Source organism: Paenibacillus sonchi (genome assembly GCF_016772475.1).
In the GTDB taxonomy this organism is placed as follows: Bacteria; Bacillota; Bacilli; order Paenibacillales; family Paenibacillaceae; genus Paenibacillus_AQ; species Paenibacillus_AQ sonchi.
The window spans coordinates 3,767,570-3,783,977 of record NZ_CP068595.1; the positions used below are offsets into that span (position 1 = coordinate 3,767,570).

The following is a 16,408-nucleotide window of genomic DNA, read 5'->3' on the forward strand; positions in this document are numbered from 1 at the left end:
GTTAAAATCAGGCAACCTGAATCAGGAAATGGCTGTCTCCATTCTGGAAAAGGTCAACCGCTCCTCAGACGTAAAGCGGCAGGATATTGCCGTAATCGGGATCGCCTGCCGTGTTCCCGGAGCCGATACCCCCGGCAGTTTTGGGGGAATTTGCTCGGCCGGGTCAACAGCATCGGAGCCTTTCCGGAGGAACGCCTGCAAGACCTCTCTCCGTTTATCCCGGAATTGGAGGAGCTGCTTGCCCATGCCAATCATCAGGCAGGTTATCTGGAGCAAATCGCCCATTTTGATCATCCGTTTTTCCGGATCGGCGGGAAGGAAGCCATGGCGATGGAGCCCTATCAACGGCTGTTTTTGGAGACGGCGTACCATGCGATTGAAGATGCTGGATATGGCGGAGATGCATTGAAGCATTCGAACACAGGCGTATTCGTGGGATTGGAAACGGCTTATCAGTCCCACTACCGCGCTCTTTTGGAGCATGAGGATATCTCTTCGCTGACAGGCTCTTTGGTAGGTCTGTTAGCCAACCGGATTTCCTATTTCCTGGACCTCAGGGGACCCGCCCTTGTTGTAAATACAGCCTGCTCATCCGGACTTGTCGCCTTGCACCAGGCCTGCCTGGCCTTGATGAACAAAGAATGCGAAACGGCACTGGTTGGTGGCGTCAACCTTATGGTGATTCCGCAGGCCACAGGGAAATTAAATGATCTGGAGACCTCCCAGGGACAGGTGAAGGCGTTCGACAAGGATGCCGACGGGACCATTTGGAGCGAAGGAATCACAGCCCTGCTGGTTAAGCCGTTAGAGAAGGCTTTGAAGGACCGGGACCCCGTCTATGCGGTCATTAAGGCCAGCGGGGTCAACGCAGACGGGGCCTCCAATGGCTTAACCGCTCCAAATCCGGAGGCTGAGACAGGGTTGTTCATCCGTACCTGGGAGAAAGCCAAGATCGATCCGCTCTCGATTTCTTATGTGGAGGCCCACGGTACGGGTACACTGCTGGGGGATTCCATCGAATTGCAGGCGATTAACGATGCATTTAAAAAATATACAAATACCCCTCATATTTGCGGCATTGGTTCGGTTAAAACCAATATTGGACATACAGTAGCTGCCTCAGGTTTAGCATCATTGCTGAAAGTTATATTGTCGTTAAAACATAAAAAAATCCCTCCGTCCCTGAACTATCAGTCCCCGAATCCGTTTGTTGACGCCGATCATTCTGCTATCTATGTGAATACGGAGGTGAAAGACTGGGAACGGAGAGATACAGTGCGGCGGGCCGGTGTCAATTCCTTCGGCTTCAGCGGTACGAACTGCCACGTAGTGGTGGAGGAAGCTCCAGAGATGAACCATCAAGCAGGGGAAGGCACGTCTCCGTTTCATTTCTTAACCTTGTCAGCCGGTTCAACACATGGCTTAGCCCGGTTAATCCAAGCGTATTATGCCTTTTTGCAGGACAATGATCAGATTGATCTTGAGGATTTATGCTATACCGCCAATACCGGCAGAGGCCATTCTGACAGCAGGGCCGCGTTCGTTTTTGCTACCAGAGACGAGTTAATGCAGCAGCTGGCAAATGCGGATTCGTCCCGAAACGGTATATCCGGCGGGAATGGCATCTATATCAGCGGCAATGTCCAGCGGGAAGCTTCGTTAGCTGCAGAGGAGTTCGAGCCGGACCGCCAGAATCTGCAATTAACGTATGAAAAGCTGGCTGAGCGATATGTCGGCGGATTATCCGTCGATTGGGCAGCCCTCTACCCGCACAAGCGGCAAAAGCTGAATTTGCCCGCATATCCCTTTGAAAAGATCAAGCTCTGGCCGACAGCGGCTGCCAAATCCGGTTTTGCACTTGAGAAGCAGCCGGATATCCATGATACGGCCAACCCGCATGAAGAAACGCCGCAGTCCCGGCTCTACCACCATATTCAATGGCTGCCCGTAACCACAGAACCCTCACCGCCGCTGCATACGGACGAAGAGGCAGTCCTGGTGCTCACCGATTCGACGGATTGGGGCAAAGCACTGGCAGGCGAAATCTCCCGGCACAGCCCGCATGTCATTCATGCCCGGCTTGCAGCAGCTTACCAGAGGGAGAGTCCGGCATTATACAGCTTGGACGTTACAGAAGCAGACTTCTGCCAATTGATGAAAGATACGGGGGCCATGAAGTTCAGCAAAATTCTTTTGGCTACCGGAATGGAAGACTGTGATACCGGGAGCATTAGCGATGAGGAGGAGAGATTAACCCGTACTTTGCATACGCTGCTGTATCTGACAAAGGCATGGGTCAAACAGGAGCTGAGCCGGACAGAGTTTATCCTAGCCGGGAAGAATGGTCAAAGGGTATTGCCTTCAGACCGGAAGATTTATCCATATTTCGCATCGCTCTACGGAATGGGAAAAGTGATCCGCGAGGAATACAGCGGACTTCACTGCAGATGCATTGATTGTGATGAATCGGCACCGGTCCGTGAACTCGCCGAAGAGATATTTAGACCATCAGACCATTACCAAATTGCCATTCGTGAAGGAAAGAAGTATTACCCGCAATTAACGCCTGTTGATCTGGACGCCTTCGACAATAGTATGACAGGCTTTAAGGAGCAAGGTGTATATGTAATCACCGGGGGAACGGGCGGAATTGGCTTGCAGCTGGCACAGCATATTGCCCTGCAGCACAAAGTGAAGCTTGTATTAATCAGCCGTTCCCGGCTGCCTGCGCGCGAAACCTGGGAAGAGCTGATCCAATCGGCTCAGGAACCGGACGAGAGAGCGGCGCTGATCCGCAGCCTGAAGCATCTGGAGAGCAACGGCTCACAGCTATTTACATACAGTGCGGACGTTGCCGAGCTGGACGAATTGTCCCCGGTAATCAGCAGGATTACAAGTCAGCTTGGAAAAATAGACGGGATCATCCACGCAGCGGGCCTTCCGGGCAGTGGTCTGCTGATTGAGAAGGACGGGTCGGCGTTCGCCGCCTCCGTCGCTGCCAAAATCAAAGGAACCCGTCATCTGCATCTGTTGACCCGTGACAACCCGCCTGATTTTCTCCTGTTGTTTTCATCCATTGCTTCTGTAGTGGGCGGCATCTATTTAGGAGATTATGTGGCGGGCAACAGCTATCTGGACGCGTTTTCCGGGTTGCCAACCGGACATACCCGGTTGATTTCCATCAACTGGACGACATGGATGAACACCGGCATGGCGAAGAATACAGGCGGCAGCCTGGATGTGGCCTTTCGCTCTATTTTGCCCCGCCACGCGCTTCATGCCTTCGATCAGATCCTGGGCAAAAAAATAAATAACATTGTGGTCGGCAGCATCCAGTTTAATAATGACCTGTTCTGGAACCGCCCCTTGCCGGTTGGCCTGGCTCCTGCGATTAGAGAGCAGATCAAGCATCCGGAAGCCGAAATCGATGTCCGGCTAACCGGAAGAGCAGATCAGGCCTATTCTGAGATCGAGCAGCAAATTGCCCGGATCTGGGGCAACCTGTTCCAGACGCCGAACATCGATATTCAAGATAATTTCTATGAGCTTGGCGGCACGTCCATCATGGGCATCAAAATTGCGAACCGGATCAATGAGCAGTACCGTGTGGCTATGACTATTCAGGATGTATTTACTCATCTGACAGTAGCATCACTGGGGAAGCTGGTTGAGCAAAAGCTGAGCGCAAAAACTGAAGCCGGGGCGGTGAATAAACAGGAAGCGGAATACGCAAAAACAAGTATGCCCTTGTCGCATGCACAAAGGCGTATCTGGTTTTTGCAGAAAATGAATCCGGACCTGGTGGCGTACAACCTGCCCTTTATCCGCTATTTTGACATGGCCATTGACTTGGAACTGCTGCAGCAGGCAGCCTCCTTCCTGGCGGGAAGACATCTCCTGATGCGCACGAAATATGTGTTGAAGGACGGAAATCCGGTGCAGGAGGTGCTCCCGGCGTATGTGCCGGCCGTTCAATATATCGATGCCGCCGGGCAAAGCGATCCGGAGCTTTTTGTGAAAATGAATATCCACCAGCAAAAAATGAAACCGTTCAATCTCGAAATGCCGCCTTATAGAATCTATCTGTACACGATCAGCGATGAGCGGGCTTGCCTCTACATCAATTTCCACCACATCCTGACAGACGGCTGGAGCATTGATATTTATTACAGAGAATTGTTCAGCCTGTATCAGGCCTTCCTGCATCAGCAGCCGCCCAGACTTCCAGAGGTGAAAGAGGATTATTTTGACTGGATTCTGGAACAAAAAGCCTGGGAGGAAAGCGAAGCGTTTGTGGAGCACGAGCAATTTTGGCTGAAGGAGCTTGCCAAGCCGTTGCCGGTGTTGAGCCTGCCTTCAGACCACAAGGCGCCTGCTGTCCAGACGTATAGAGGCAGCTTTCACAAATTTACGATTAGCGGGGAGCTGTACAGAAAGCTGAAGACCCATCTTGAAACTCAGCAGATTACGGCCAACAACTTTCTCTTGAGCGCATATTTTCTGTTATTGCACAATCTGTCGCAGGAGCAGGATATTATTATTGGCGTGCCTACTTCAGGAAGGAATGAACAGAAGTGGGAGAGCGTCGCCGGCATATTTATTAATACCCTATGCATCCGCATTCACTTTGAGGGAATCACCACCTTTATGGATTTACAGGATGCCGTGAAGCACAAGGTATGGTCCGCCATTGATAAAGCCCAGTATCCTTTTGATTTATTGGTGGAAAAAGTAAATCCCGACCGGGACTTATCCAGAAATCCCATTTACAATGTACTGTTCCAGTTTTATGATAAATTATATTTGGAAAATGAAGGAATCAGCCCGTTCGAATTAAGCTGTCTGGCCCAGGAAACCAATCAGCAAATCGAGATTTCGTTCGAGTACAATTCGGACATGTATACAGACAGCACCATCTCACAGTTTGCCGGATACTTTCTGAATATCATCGGACAGGTTGTGGACAAGCCGGAAGGTCTCCTCCGGGAAATTACCTTGTTGACCCGTCAGGAACAAATTGAGCTATTAAGCCGCTTTCAAGGAGAGCAGGCGGACCTGGAAGACGGCCAGACGATCCACGGACGTTTTGAAGCGCAGGTGCAAAAAAATCCGCATGCCATCGCTTTAGTGTATGAGGAACAGCAGATGACCTTCCGGGAAGTGAACGGGAAGGCCAATCAGCTTGCCTGGATGCTGATGAATAACGGGGTTCAGCGGAATACCCCTGTGGGGATTTTTGTGGACAGGAGCTTTAGCACAGTCATCGGTATATTAGCGGTTCTGAAGGCGGGCGGAGCCTATGTGCCGCTTGATCCGGGTTATCCTGAAGACAGGATCGCTTATATTCTTGCACACAGCGGCACCAAATGGCTGCTGACCGAAAACCGTTATCTCCAGAGCGTGGCAGCATTCGCGCATGATGAAGGGATTCAGATCATCAATCTGAGTCCGGTTAAGGAACAGAGTGCTGTAAGCCAGATGTACCTTGCGGATTATGAGGATGAGCTTTCCAGAGAGAATCCGCGAACCGGGGGCCATGGATCGGATCGGATGTATATCATGTACACCTCAGGCTCTACAGGCAAGCCCAAGGGCGTATTGGTTACCCATTCCAATGTCTTGAACTTCGTTGCCTGGAGCATTGGAGAATTGCAGCTTCAGCCTACGGATGCACTCCTGCTGGTAACCTCAATCAGCTTTGACATTTCAGTGTTCGAGATATTCGCTGCGTTGTTAAGCGGAGCCCGGCTCTGCATTGCATCTATGGAGCATCTGAAGGACACCGAATGCTTACTGGCCTATATGGAAGCCCAGCATATCACTATCTGGCATTCAGTTCCCAGCCTGATGGTCCAGCTCATGACATTGCTCAGGCATCATCCGGACCGGTATCGTCACTCGCCGGTATCACAACAGCTTAGGCACTTAATGCTTGGAGGGGAGGCCTGGAGTACTTCATTGGCGGCAAGCCTGCGCGGGACCTTTCCGGAAGCGGAAATCCGCAACATGTACGGCCCGACAGAGGCGACAATATGGGTCTCCAGCTACAAGCCGGGCCTGGAGATCGACGAGTCGCATCCGGTCATGCTTATCGGCAGGCCGATTGCCAACAATCGGCTAATCATCCTGGACCAGTACGGCAATGTTTGTCCGCCGGGAGTCGCCGGGGAAATTTATATCGCGGGGAACAATGTGACCCAAGGATATTACAACGATGATGAGAAGACGAGAATGGCCTTTATCCCTCAGAGCAATGGACAAATCTTTTATAAGACGGGAGATTTGGGAAGATATTTGCCGGAAGGGAATGTGGAGTTCACCGGCAGAAGGGACCAATTGGTCAAAGTAAGAGGATACCGTATTGAGCTCGGGGAGATTGAGCAGGCCTTAAAAGAGTTGACCAGTCTGCAGCAGATTGCTGTAACAGCCGTGAAGGATGGGGAAACCAGCAAAATTGTCTGCCTGTATACCGGAGACCAGCCGGTTCCGCAGAACCAGCTAAAGGATGCGGTAAGGAAAAGGCTTCCTGAATATATGATCCCCGCCCAATTTTTCCATGTCGAGCACTTCCTGCTCACGCCAAACGGAAAAATGGATTGGAGGTCGATGGAGAAGTTTGTCAGGGAAACTGCGGGCAGCATAGAGGCAGCGGGAATCCGGAACGAGGTGGACAAGAAGCTGTCCGGGATGTGGACAAAACTGCTGGGCATCCCTGCTGTCGGCATTCAGGAGAACTTTTTTGATATCGGCGGGAACTCTCTATTGGTTGTACAGATGCAGGGGATGATCCAACAGGAATTTTTCCAGGACATCCCGATGATGGATCTGTTCAAATATACGTCGATTGAAAAGATCTCTGATTACCTGCAGGAGCATACGGTAAAAGTATCAAGTGTGGAAACCGGCCAAAAAAGAGCGGACATGAGAAAAAGACTGCGGAACATGAGAGGTTGACCTCCGCTCCTGTGAAAGGAACATGACCATGGAAAATGATCTTAGTCTTAACTCAAAGATTGCTGTCATCGGAATGGCTGGAAGGTTCCCGCAAGCGGGGGATATCGGGGAATTCTGGCATAACCTGGTTCAAGGTGCGGAAGGGATTCAATTCTTCTCGAAAGAGGAATTGCGGCAGGCGGGAGTGAATCCGGCCCTGCTTGAGAAACCCGAATATGTACCGGCTTCCGGCCGTTTACAAGACATCGGGCGGTTTGATGCCGCCTTTTTTCAATACACCCCAAGAGAAGCGGAAATCATGGACCCGCAGCAGCGGCTGTTTCTGGAATGCGCTTGGACGGCAATCGAGGATGCCGGGCATAGCCTGTCCCAATACGACGGGGCGGTTGGCGTATTCGCAGGGGTTGGTGCAAATAAATATATCACCCATATTATGAGCCATCCTGAGCTGCTGCAGATCCTGGACCACCGGCAAATCGAGGTAGCCAATGATAAGGACTTCCTCACAACCCGGGTTTCTTACAAACTGAATGCGACCGGTCCCAGTTTTGCCGTACAGACCGCTTGCTCTTCCTCCCTCGTGAGTGTGCATATCGCATGCCAAAGCTTGTTGAATGGCGAGTGTGATATGGCGCTGGCCGGGGGCGTTTCCATTCAATTTTTAGAAAAGAGCGGATACCTCTATAAAGCGGGCGGCATCGAATCGCCGGATGGACACTGCCGCTGCTTCGATGAAAAAGCGGAAGGAACCGTGTTCGGCGACGGGGTTGGTGTGATTGTACTCAAAAGGCTGGAGGAAGCCATTGCGGACAAGGATTATATCTATGCCGTGATTAGCGGGTCAGCCATCGGCAATGACGGGGCAGGCAAGATCGGGTTTACGGCACCGGGATTTGACGGACAGGTACAAGTGATTTCGGAGGCTATGGAAGTGGCCGGAGTGACGCCGCATGATATAGGATATATCGAGGCGCACGGCACCGGAACCAAATTGGGCGATCAGGTAGAGATTGCGGCCCTTAAGGAAGTGTTCAAAAGCCGGGCTCAGGAAAAGGCGTGTTACATTGGTTCCGTCAAGTCCAGCATCGGGCATTTGAACACCGCCTCAGGCATCGCCGGCCTGATCAAAACGGTTCTGGTCATCCAGCAGAATCTCATCCCGCCGCTCCTGCACCTCCGAAGCCCGAATCAGCAGCTGGAGTTGGAGGACAGCCCGTTCCGGCTGAATCAGAGTCCGGTGACCTGGGCCGCGGGTGGACAGAAAAGGGTGGCGGGTGTCAGTTCTTTTGGCATCGGAGGCACCAATGCCCATGTCATTGTCGAACAAGCCCCGGACCTCCGTCCGGAACCAGGCAGACAGGCGAGTTATCTGCTGCCGTTCTCGGGAAAAACGGAGCAGGCCCGGCAGCGCAATCTTGACAATCTGCTGGCATACCTCAAAGCCAATCCGGAGGCCGATCCGGCACGGGTGTCTTATACCCTTCAGACGGGAAGGGAGCATTTTGACTACCGGGGCTTTCTTCTTTGCGGCAACCATGGAGAGCAGCGGATCATCTGCCCGGACCAGCGGGCGGTTAAGCAGGAGAAATCCGTTGTTTTCTTGATCTCTTTGGAACAGGCGCCCCCGTAATCATGGTTCGGGAATTGTACAGGCAAGAGCCTTTCTTCCGAAAAACAATGGACGAAAGTTTTCATATGGTGGAACGGATGTTTCAGCTTGATCTCACAAAGCGGATATCTCCTGAAGCTGATAACGTTCAAGGACAAGCGGAGTTCGCCTCCAGCCAGGAGCCCTATGGACTGCTTCTGTCTTTCATATTTGGTTATTCCCTGGCACAGCTATGGCAGCACTGGGGCGTTTTCCCGCAAGCGGTGGCCGGGGACTGGATCGGTGAATATGTCGGCGCTTGCCTGGCGAATGTTTTTGCACGTGAGGATGCCTTGAAATTATTGTTCCTCCAAGGGGAGGTTCCGGAAGGCATGGTGCTGGGACAACCAGCCATCCCGGTTCTGTCCAATATATCGCAGACCTGGTTGGAAGAAGGGCAGGCAACCTCCCTGGCCTATTGGAAACAGGCCTTGAACCAGTCGAGCAATCTGCTGGCTTGCGTGTCAGAGCTTGCCGCACTCCAAAATCCGGTATTTATCAAAATCGGTCCGGGACACCATCGTCCGGATAGGCTGGACCTGACCATCCAAGAAAAAAATCAAACCGCTCTATTGCTGGATTCCCTGCCCGGGGAAGCAGACAACGAATCGGTTCACATGGTCCTTCAAGGCTCGCTGGGAAGGCTGTGGCTGGAGAACGTTGAGGTCTGCTGGAAGAACGTTCAATCCGGCGGGCAGGCAAGAAAAATTCCGCTGCCTGCCTATGCTTTTGATAGAGAGACTTACTGGATTGACAGAGCTGCTGCTGGTGAACAGGGCAGCCTTGAGGCAGGTGAACTTCACGAAGAGCCAGCAATGGTAATGAACCGGGGAGACCATTTCGTTCAGATTGGCAGCACGGGCTATACGCTGGATTCGTCTCAGCTGCAGCAAGTTCAGGAGCTGCTTGCCAGCTTCACCCCCAATTCTGCCGTCTCCTTCCCGGATGTACCCGAGAAGCGTAAAGCGTATATCGTTTCCAGACTGTGCAGCATCCTGGGGGAATTATTAGGAACACAACCGGTCAGCAGTCAGGACGACTTTTTCGAAATTGGGGGCGATTCTGTAACGGCTATCCAGTTTGCCTCGCGTGCGAAGGATTTTGACATTGTGTTTGCTTCAGATCTGCTCTTTGAATACCCGACGATAGAGCAATTATCGGATAAAATCCTGGAGCAACCGATGGCTTCCCTGCAAGAAGAAAAGCCTGTGCCGGAACAACGGGCGGGCATTCATTATTTTGATGTCAGTACCTCCGATCAGAGCCTGTTGGCGGAGGTCTTATCTGCCGAAGAAGTCGAAAGTGTGTATCCGCTGTCATTTATGCAGCTTCTGGTGTTGAACCACAATATCATCAACGCCCGTTTAGGCACGGTGAACCTGCTTTCGTTTCAGATTTTCGAAGAGCTGCACCGCGGCCGTTTTCAGTCCGCCTGGAACGAAGTGGTGAACCGTCACACCCTGCTGCGGACAGGCTTTGTCTGGAGAAGAATTTCTAATCCGGTTCAGTTTGTCAAAAAAAAGGCTGAAATCACCATCCACGAGCTGGATTGGACCGGGCTCTCCCAAGAAGGGCAGCAGCTCGCACTGGAGGAGTTCCTTTCCCTTGAAAGCAAAAGAAGCTTTAAAGTGGATGAGGTTCCGCAAATGCGTTTCCATCTTATGAAGCTCGGGGAGGCCTGCTACCAATTTGTCTGGTCCTACCAGAACTCTTTGTTTGACGGCTGGAGCATGAATATTATTTTACGGGAAGTATGGGACAGCTATGAGCAGAGCGAATCCCGGAGGCTTCTGCCCGAAACTGCAGCTACTCCTTATCTAACCTATATGCAATGGCAAAAAACAAAGGATATCGGGGAAGCGAAGCAGTGCTGGACAGAAGAAATGAAGGATTTCAGTATGGAAACGCAGCCGGAGTTAGCGAACGACAATTCCTCTCTGAACTACGAAGGCGCTTTTCAGAGTGCGGATATTCCTCCCGGTGATCTGCAGGCGGCAAGAGATTATGCCCGGAAAGGACAGATCACGATGAATACGCTGTTTCTCGGCGTGTGGGGTCTGGTGCTTGCCCGGTTGCTCAAGAAGCAGGACCTCATGCTCGGAATGATTACTTCCGGAAGAGTCCCGGAGGTGGAGCATATGGATACCATGGTGGGATTGTTTACGAACAGCCTGCCTGTCCGCTTGACATACGCTCCTGCGGAGCGTGTCCTGGACTGGTTTCAGGCGCTGCAAAAAAAATTACTGAAGCTCAGACGCCACGAGCATGTTACGTTACAGCAGATAAGCCAGTGGTCCGGGCTTCCCGTCAACTATTTACAGAGGGTGGCCAACACACGGAGTCTGGTCTACACCAATTTTCCGTATCACGTGAACCAGACAGAGAGCGGAAGCGGGCAGAACCTGCTTCAAGCAGAGAGCATCGGCCAATTGCAGCTTCCCCTGCGTCTGTTTGTCAATCCGGGTGAAGAGCGGTTTACGCTCCGGATCGAATACAACCGCAGCGTGTATGATCATGACCATATCGCTAACCTGCTGCTGGATATCCGGCAGCAGCTAGCCAAGATTCCCCGTGTGTCAACACTTGGGGAGTTAGTCCATCCAGAGGGAGAGCAGAAAGGACATTTGTAATGAAACATATTGAGGTCTATAATGCCAAATTGCATAATCTCAAAAACATCACAACGAAGATTCCGAAGCAACAGCTTATTGTCGTAACGGGCATAAGCGGATCGGGGAAATCCAGCTTTATCTTTGATACGCTCCATCATGAAGGGCAGCGGCTGTATCTGGAGGCCTTGGGCATTTCCCATGACGTCCTGCACTATGACTCGTTTGATATGATTCAGGGGCTTAGTCCGACGATTGCCGTGCAGCAGAGAACCGTGAGCAACCTGAACCCAAGGTCGGTTGTAGGGACAGCCACCCGGCTCCTGAACCTGATGGCGCTGATCTATGTGAACGAAGGGGCAGAGAAGGGGAGTGAGCAGACAGAGGCTTCCTTGCGGGGTTATGTCCCCGGGATGTTTATGTTCAACTCCCCTCATGGGTCCTGCCCGGCCTGCAGCGGCAGAGGAACGATCACTGAGGTGAATATTGCGAAGATTCTGCCCCCTGACAGCGAATCGATCGAAGTATGGCATCAGTTCGCCTATGAATTTCCGCAGCACAAAAAAGAAGAAAAGGAATATGTCACGAAAAGGTTTGCTAACTTTATCCAATCTTATAATCTCGCGCCGGAGACGCCGGTTTCTGAATTATCTGAAGAGGTCAGGGACGTTTTTATGCATTACCGGCCCAAACGGACGCAAAGCAAAGGGAACCTTATCTTTTATGGCGTGAATGTAGTTATTGAGGAGAAGCTGAAAAAAGTGAATCTGCAGCAGTTTCCTGATCTCCACATTACCCGGCCGTGTACGAGATGCCACGGGTACCGGATCGGGGAAAAAGCGCTATCCGTCACGTTGGAGAATAAGCATATTGGCCAGCTTTGCCGGATGGATGTGCTCGGGCTTACAGCGTTTTTTCAGCATTATCTGGACGTAAGGCCGCATACTGCTTTTGTGATGCATTTGATCAAGGAGATTCTCAGCAAGCTGGCCTGTATGGAGACCGTTGGATTATCTTACCTTAATCTGTACCGGGAAATTCCGTCACTTAGCGGCGGGGAAATTCAGAGATTGCATATTATGTCCCATCTTTCAGCCAAAGTGGATTCGATTATTTATATCTTTGATGAACCGACGGCCGGCCTGCACGAAGTGGAGAAGGCCAAAATTATCGAAAGCTTTCAAAGCTTGAAGGAGCAAGGAAATACGGTAATTGTCGTAGAGCATGACGAAAGTGTGATCCGGCAGGCTGAATATATCATTGATTTTGGTCCCAAAGCGGGTGAGCAGGGCGGAACTATCGTCTATCAAGGGGACTATGCCCGCTTTATTGATTCCGCTGAATCCATAACAGCCAAGTATTTGCTTCATAAACCGATGCCGCCCAAAGAATATGCGGTTGCAGCGGATGCCACCACGCCCAGGCTTTCCATCAGGAATGCCCAAACCAATAACCTGAAGAATATTAACGTGGATATCCCGCTGCAGTCTATCGTAGGAATATGCGGTTTGTCCGGCAGCGGAAAAAGCTCCTTGATGATCGATACATTGATCCCTGAAGCTGCAGGCCGCATTGAAGGCGCGTGCACCGGGAAACAAGCGGGCGGACGAAGCCGAAAACGAGACCGAAAATGACACCGTTCAGGCCAGCGCAGAGGCGGAGCTGGAAGGCGCCGGGAATATAGACGGATTTGTTGTCGTCACCCAGCAGTTGGCCCGGAGGCATGAGAATTCGATTGTGGCTACCTTTCTGGGGGTCTGGGAGCCGGTCCGCCATATTTTCTCCACCCAGGAAGAGGCGGCGGCACAGCAATTTACGAAAGGGCATTTTTCCTTTAACTCCATGGGCTCATGCCCAATGTGCAATGGGTACGGGCACATCAAGAGATGGCTGAGCCAGCTTGTGTTTAGCGAGGAATGCCCGTCCTGCCAAGGCAAACGCTTTAAGGATGAGGTGCTGCGGGTGAAGTATAAGCAGCGCAGTATTGCTGATATCCTTGCGATGTCTGTTACGGAAGCTCAGGCATTTTTTCAGGACCAGCCCAAGATCAGCAGCCTGCTCACTGCGATTGAAGAGATGGGCATGGGTTACATTCATTTGGGTCAAAGTCTCACAACACTGAGCGGAGGAGAAGTGCAGCGCTTAAAGCTTGCCAGAGAGCTCGGGAAAAGCGGAAAAGCCAACTATCTGTATATCTTGGATGAACCTACTGTCGGGCTCAGCTACTACGATGCCGAAAAATTGCTGATGATATTAAGCAAACTGGTAGCCGGCAAGCATTCCGTCATTCTCATCGAACATGACCCGTATGTTCTTTCCTATTGTGATTATCTCATCGAGTTAGGGCCGGGCGCAGGACACAAGGGAGGGGAGATTGTTGCCACCGGAACACCTGAAGAAGTGAGAGCCAATGCCGGCTCGATGATCGGCCCATTTTTGGAATAGCCCCAACTATATAAGATGAACTTAAAAAATTCATAAAAGGGTAGAGTGCGGAGGGGAAGTTTGGAACTGGAAGAGCGGTAGCGTCCGCCTTTGTCACCGGATTTCAACCGCGAAAGGCGGTTCAATCAAAGAAATCTGGGGACAACAGCGGCTGGAAGTCCAAACATTCCCCGTAGTTACGACCATACCCCACAATATAAAACTATAGTTCAACTTATATAGCTCCCAAAGCTTACCATTCTCATTCGAAACTGAAAGGGGAAGTATGAATGAAGAAAGTGCTTTTACCGGTGGTACAGCCGCCTATTTGGGGATACCAGTTTTTTGCTTTTCCGCTTAGCATCGTGCTTGCACACGACAAAAGTCTGCCTTGGTTCTACAGCAACTATATACAAGTGTGTTATGATAAAAGACCTGATCCGCCCATCCCCTTTACTTTTTACATTCACGACCATACCTTAAATCCATGGCTGCATGTCGAACGCCTGCAAAGAGGCACAATGGGCATCATTAAGCGGAATATTGTTGAATTTATCCGGGACTGTCTCGATGAAGGCATGTATTGTAATCTGAACGTAGACGAGTTTTTTATCCCGGACCGGGAAGTTTACCGCAAAAGCCATCTTTCCCATGATGTATTGGTCCACGGCTATGATATGCAGGAACAGACCTTTCAGCTTATGGGCTTTACCGATAAGCATACCTTTGCTTCCACCAGCGTACGGTTTACCGACTTTGAGCAGGCGTATCACAACATTGATGTTATCGATCATCAGGCGGTGTGCGACCGGATCTTTCTGTATAAATGGAATGAATCAGGACATTATGATTTTGATCTGGCCCTGGTTCAGGAAACCCTTGAAGATTACCTGCTCTCCAGAAATACATCGGCCCGATTCCGGATGGTTGCCTCCCCTTGGAATCATTGTGATTACGGGTTGAAGACCTATGCCTCTCTGCTGCAATATTTCGAGCAACTGCTGAATGGGCAAACCGGCTTCGACGTCAGGCATATTCACAGCTTGTGGGAGCATAAGAGCTTGATGACAGCCCGCATCAGATACATGCAAGGGCTTACACAGCCGCTTATTTCTTCTGATGATGTGCTTGCTTCTGCCATGGAATTGGAACGGCTGGCCTTAAACGCGCGAAACTTGATGCTGAAATATTATTTGCACAACACTCCGCAATCGCTTGTCAGAATCATGGGGTATCTGGAAGAAATAGCGGCCAAGGAAAAGCTGTTTATGGAAAAGCAATTGGATCACCTGTCTCAAAACAAAGTGTATTCCTTCTAAGCCATGTCATGATCCATCCCGCTCAAAGGCTGTAGATAAAATCCAAAAGGGGAGTGATTCTAAGCGTGATAACCAAAAACGAGATTGAAGCCCAATTGGTGCAAATTTATCTCAAACAGATGCAAGTGGTGGCAGCTGGCGATACTGCTGGCGATGCAGCTGTGCAGACCAACGGAATTGATTTTTCCAGGGAGCAAATCAGCCTGCAGGAGGCAGGAATTAACTCACTGGGGTTCATCCGGTTAGTGGTTGAGATCGAAAATGCGTTTCAGATTCAATTTGAGGATGACATGCTGGACATTCAATTATTCCATTCACTGCAAGATCTGGTTGCTTATATTGAGCGGGAAGTGAATAAAGCGTCGTGACCTGCAATTTCTTGACAAGGGTATAGGCGTACGATAATATGTTGGTTAAGGGTTCCAAGTCGACAATTTTTTGGATAGATAAAGATACTCATAGTAGTAAAACCTGTCCTGACAACAGTAGAGTTATAGGGGAGGTTTTTGCTTTATTCTCACAAAAATAACCAGACTGTTCTATTGAAGCTTAGGCACTTTAGAATGACGCAGGGGCCATAAATGGTAGAGTAGTAGTGTATGATGCATGATACACGAAATGGCGAAGCTATGCCTCTGAAGACGTTGTCTAAAAAGGAGAATACGCAGTGGGTACGAGCAACGGTTCTTTGGATGGGATGAAGTTGTTTTGTTTGCCGTACGCAGGTGGTTCTGCTACCGTATTTACAAAGTGGAAACGAGAGCTGGACTCAAGAATTGAGCTGATACCCGTAGAGCTGGCCGGGAGGGGAAGAAGGTTTGTAGAACCATTTTATCCTTCGCTGCATGACGGGGTGATGGATATCTCGACTGCGATTATGGATCAAATAGGCGACAAGGGCTATTCCTTATTTGGACACAGCATGGGGACGTTATATATATGTGAACTGATGAAACAAATCCAGGCCAACGGCTGGGAAAAACCGCAGCATCTTTTTCTGTCCGGCATGCACCCGCCCCATATTCAAGATAAGAAGAAGATACATCATTTGCCGGATGATGAATTCTGGCAGGAAGTCATCAGGCTTGGCGGAACTCCGAAGCAGGTTTCGGAGAACAAAGAACTGATGGAAATTTTCACACCGGTCCTAAGGTCTGACTACAAGAATGTAGAGAGCTATATCACTGAAGCCCCCCAAGAGAAATGGGATATGGATATAACTGTTCTTGTCGGCGATGAGGATGAGATCACAAGCATAGGTGATATCCGGCAGTGGAAAGAGTACACGACCCAATCCTGCTCGATCGTTACGTTTCAGGGCGGGCACTTCTTCATCAACGAGGAAGAGAAGAAGGTCATCGACCTCATTAACAGAACACTAATTGCATAGAATGTGCCAGCATAAATAACCCTCGCCTGTATATGGTGAAGGGTTATTTATGCTGTGCTGCTGA

Annotated in this window: 8 protein-coding genes; all 8 read left to right on the forward strand. The window is 50.5% G+C overall.

The window, feature by feature from the left end; genetic code table 11:
- The first annotated feature begins 150 nt into the window (after positions 1 to 150).
- The 8 genes from JI735_RS16915 to JI735_RS16940 all read left to right on the forward strand — a co-directional run bounded on the left by JI735_RS16915 (position 151) and on the right by JI735_RS16940 (position 16,344).
- On the forward strand, positions 151 to 6,954 hold the full coding sequence (locus JI735_RS16915; protein WP_233475914.1) for a non-ribosomal peptide synthetase: 6,804 nt from the start codon (positions 151 to 153) through the stop codon (positions 6,952 to 6,954).
- Between the two features lie 28 nt (positions 6,955 to 6,982).
- Positions 6,983 to 8,584 carry a type I polyketide synthase gene (locus JI735_RS35870; RefSeq protein WP_233475915.1) on the forward strand — a complete coding sequence of 534 codons (1,602 nt, stop codon included), beginning with the start codon at positions 6,983 to 6,985 and terminating at the stop codon, positions 8,582 to 8,584.
- Positions 8,585 to 8,631: 47 nt separating this feature from the next.
- Positions 8,632 to 11,232, forward strand: coding sequence for a condensation domain-containing protein (locus tag JI735_RS35875; RefSeq protein WP_233475916.1), 2,601 nt, complete (start codon positions 8,632 to 8,634; stop codon positions 11,230 to 11,232).
- On the forward strand, positions 11,232 to 12,845 hold the full coding sequence (locus JI735_RS16925; RefSeq protein WP_233475917.1) for an excinuclease ABC subunit UvrA: 1,614 nt from the start codon (positions 11,232 to 11,234) through the stop codon (positions 12,843 to 12,845). Before JI735_RS35875 ends, JI735_RS16925 begins: the two co-directional genes overlap by 1 nt.
- Positions 12,784 to 13,656, forward strand: coding sequence for an excinuclease ABC subunit UvrA (locus JI735_RS35880; RefSeq protein ID WP_233475918.1), 873 nt, complete (start codon positions 12,784 to 12,786; stop codon positions 13,654 to 13,656). The genes JI735_RS16925 and JI735_RS35880 overlap by 62 nt, the downstream gene beginning before the upstream one ends.
- A gap of 269 nt (positions 13,657 to 13,925) precedes the next feature.
- Complete coding sequence (locus tag JI735_RS16930) at positions 13,926 to 14,954, forward strand: hypothetical protein (RefSeq protein WP_039837469.1); 1,029 nt, start codon at positions 13,926 to 13,928, stop codon at positions 14,952 to 14,954.
- A gap of 65 nt (positions 14,955 to 15,019) precedes the next feature.
- Entirely contained in the window at positions 15,020 to 15,322 is a 303-nt protein-coding gene (locus tag JI735_RS16935; protein WP_039837471.1) for a phosphopantetheine-binding protein, read from the forward strand.
- Between the two features lie 299 nt (positions 15,323 to 15,621).
- Positions 15,622 to 16,344, forward strand: coding sequence for a thioesterase II family protein (locus tag JI735_RS16940; protein ID WP_051052068.1), 723 nt, complete (start codon positions 15,622 to 15,624; stop codon positions 16,342 to 16,344).
- Positions 16,345 to 16,408: the final 64 nt, after the last annotated feature.

Coding starts and splice junctions, on each gene's coding strand:
- JI735_RS35875 (WP_233475916.1), top strand. CDS start 8,632: ATGGACGAAAGTTTTCATATGGTGGAACGGATGTTTCAGCTTGATCTC.
- JI735_RS16925 (WP_233475917.1), top strand. CDS start 11,232: ATGAAACATATTGAGGTCTATAATGCCAAATTGCATAATCTCAAAAAC.
- JI735_RS16930 (WP_039837469.1), top strand. CDS start 13,926: ATGAAGAAAGTGCTTTTACCGGTGGTACAGCCGCCTATTTGGGGATAC.
- JI735_RS35870 (WP_233475915.1), top strand. CDS start 6,983: ATGGAAAATGATCTTAGTCTTAACTCAAAGATTGCTGTCATCGGAATG.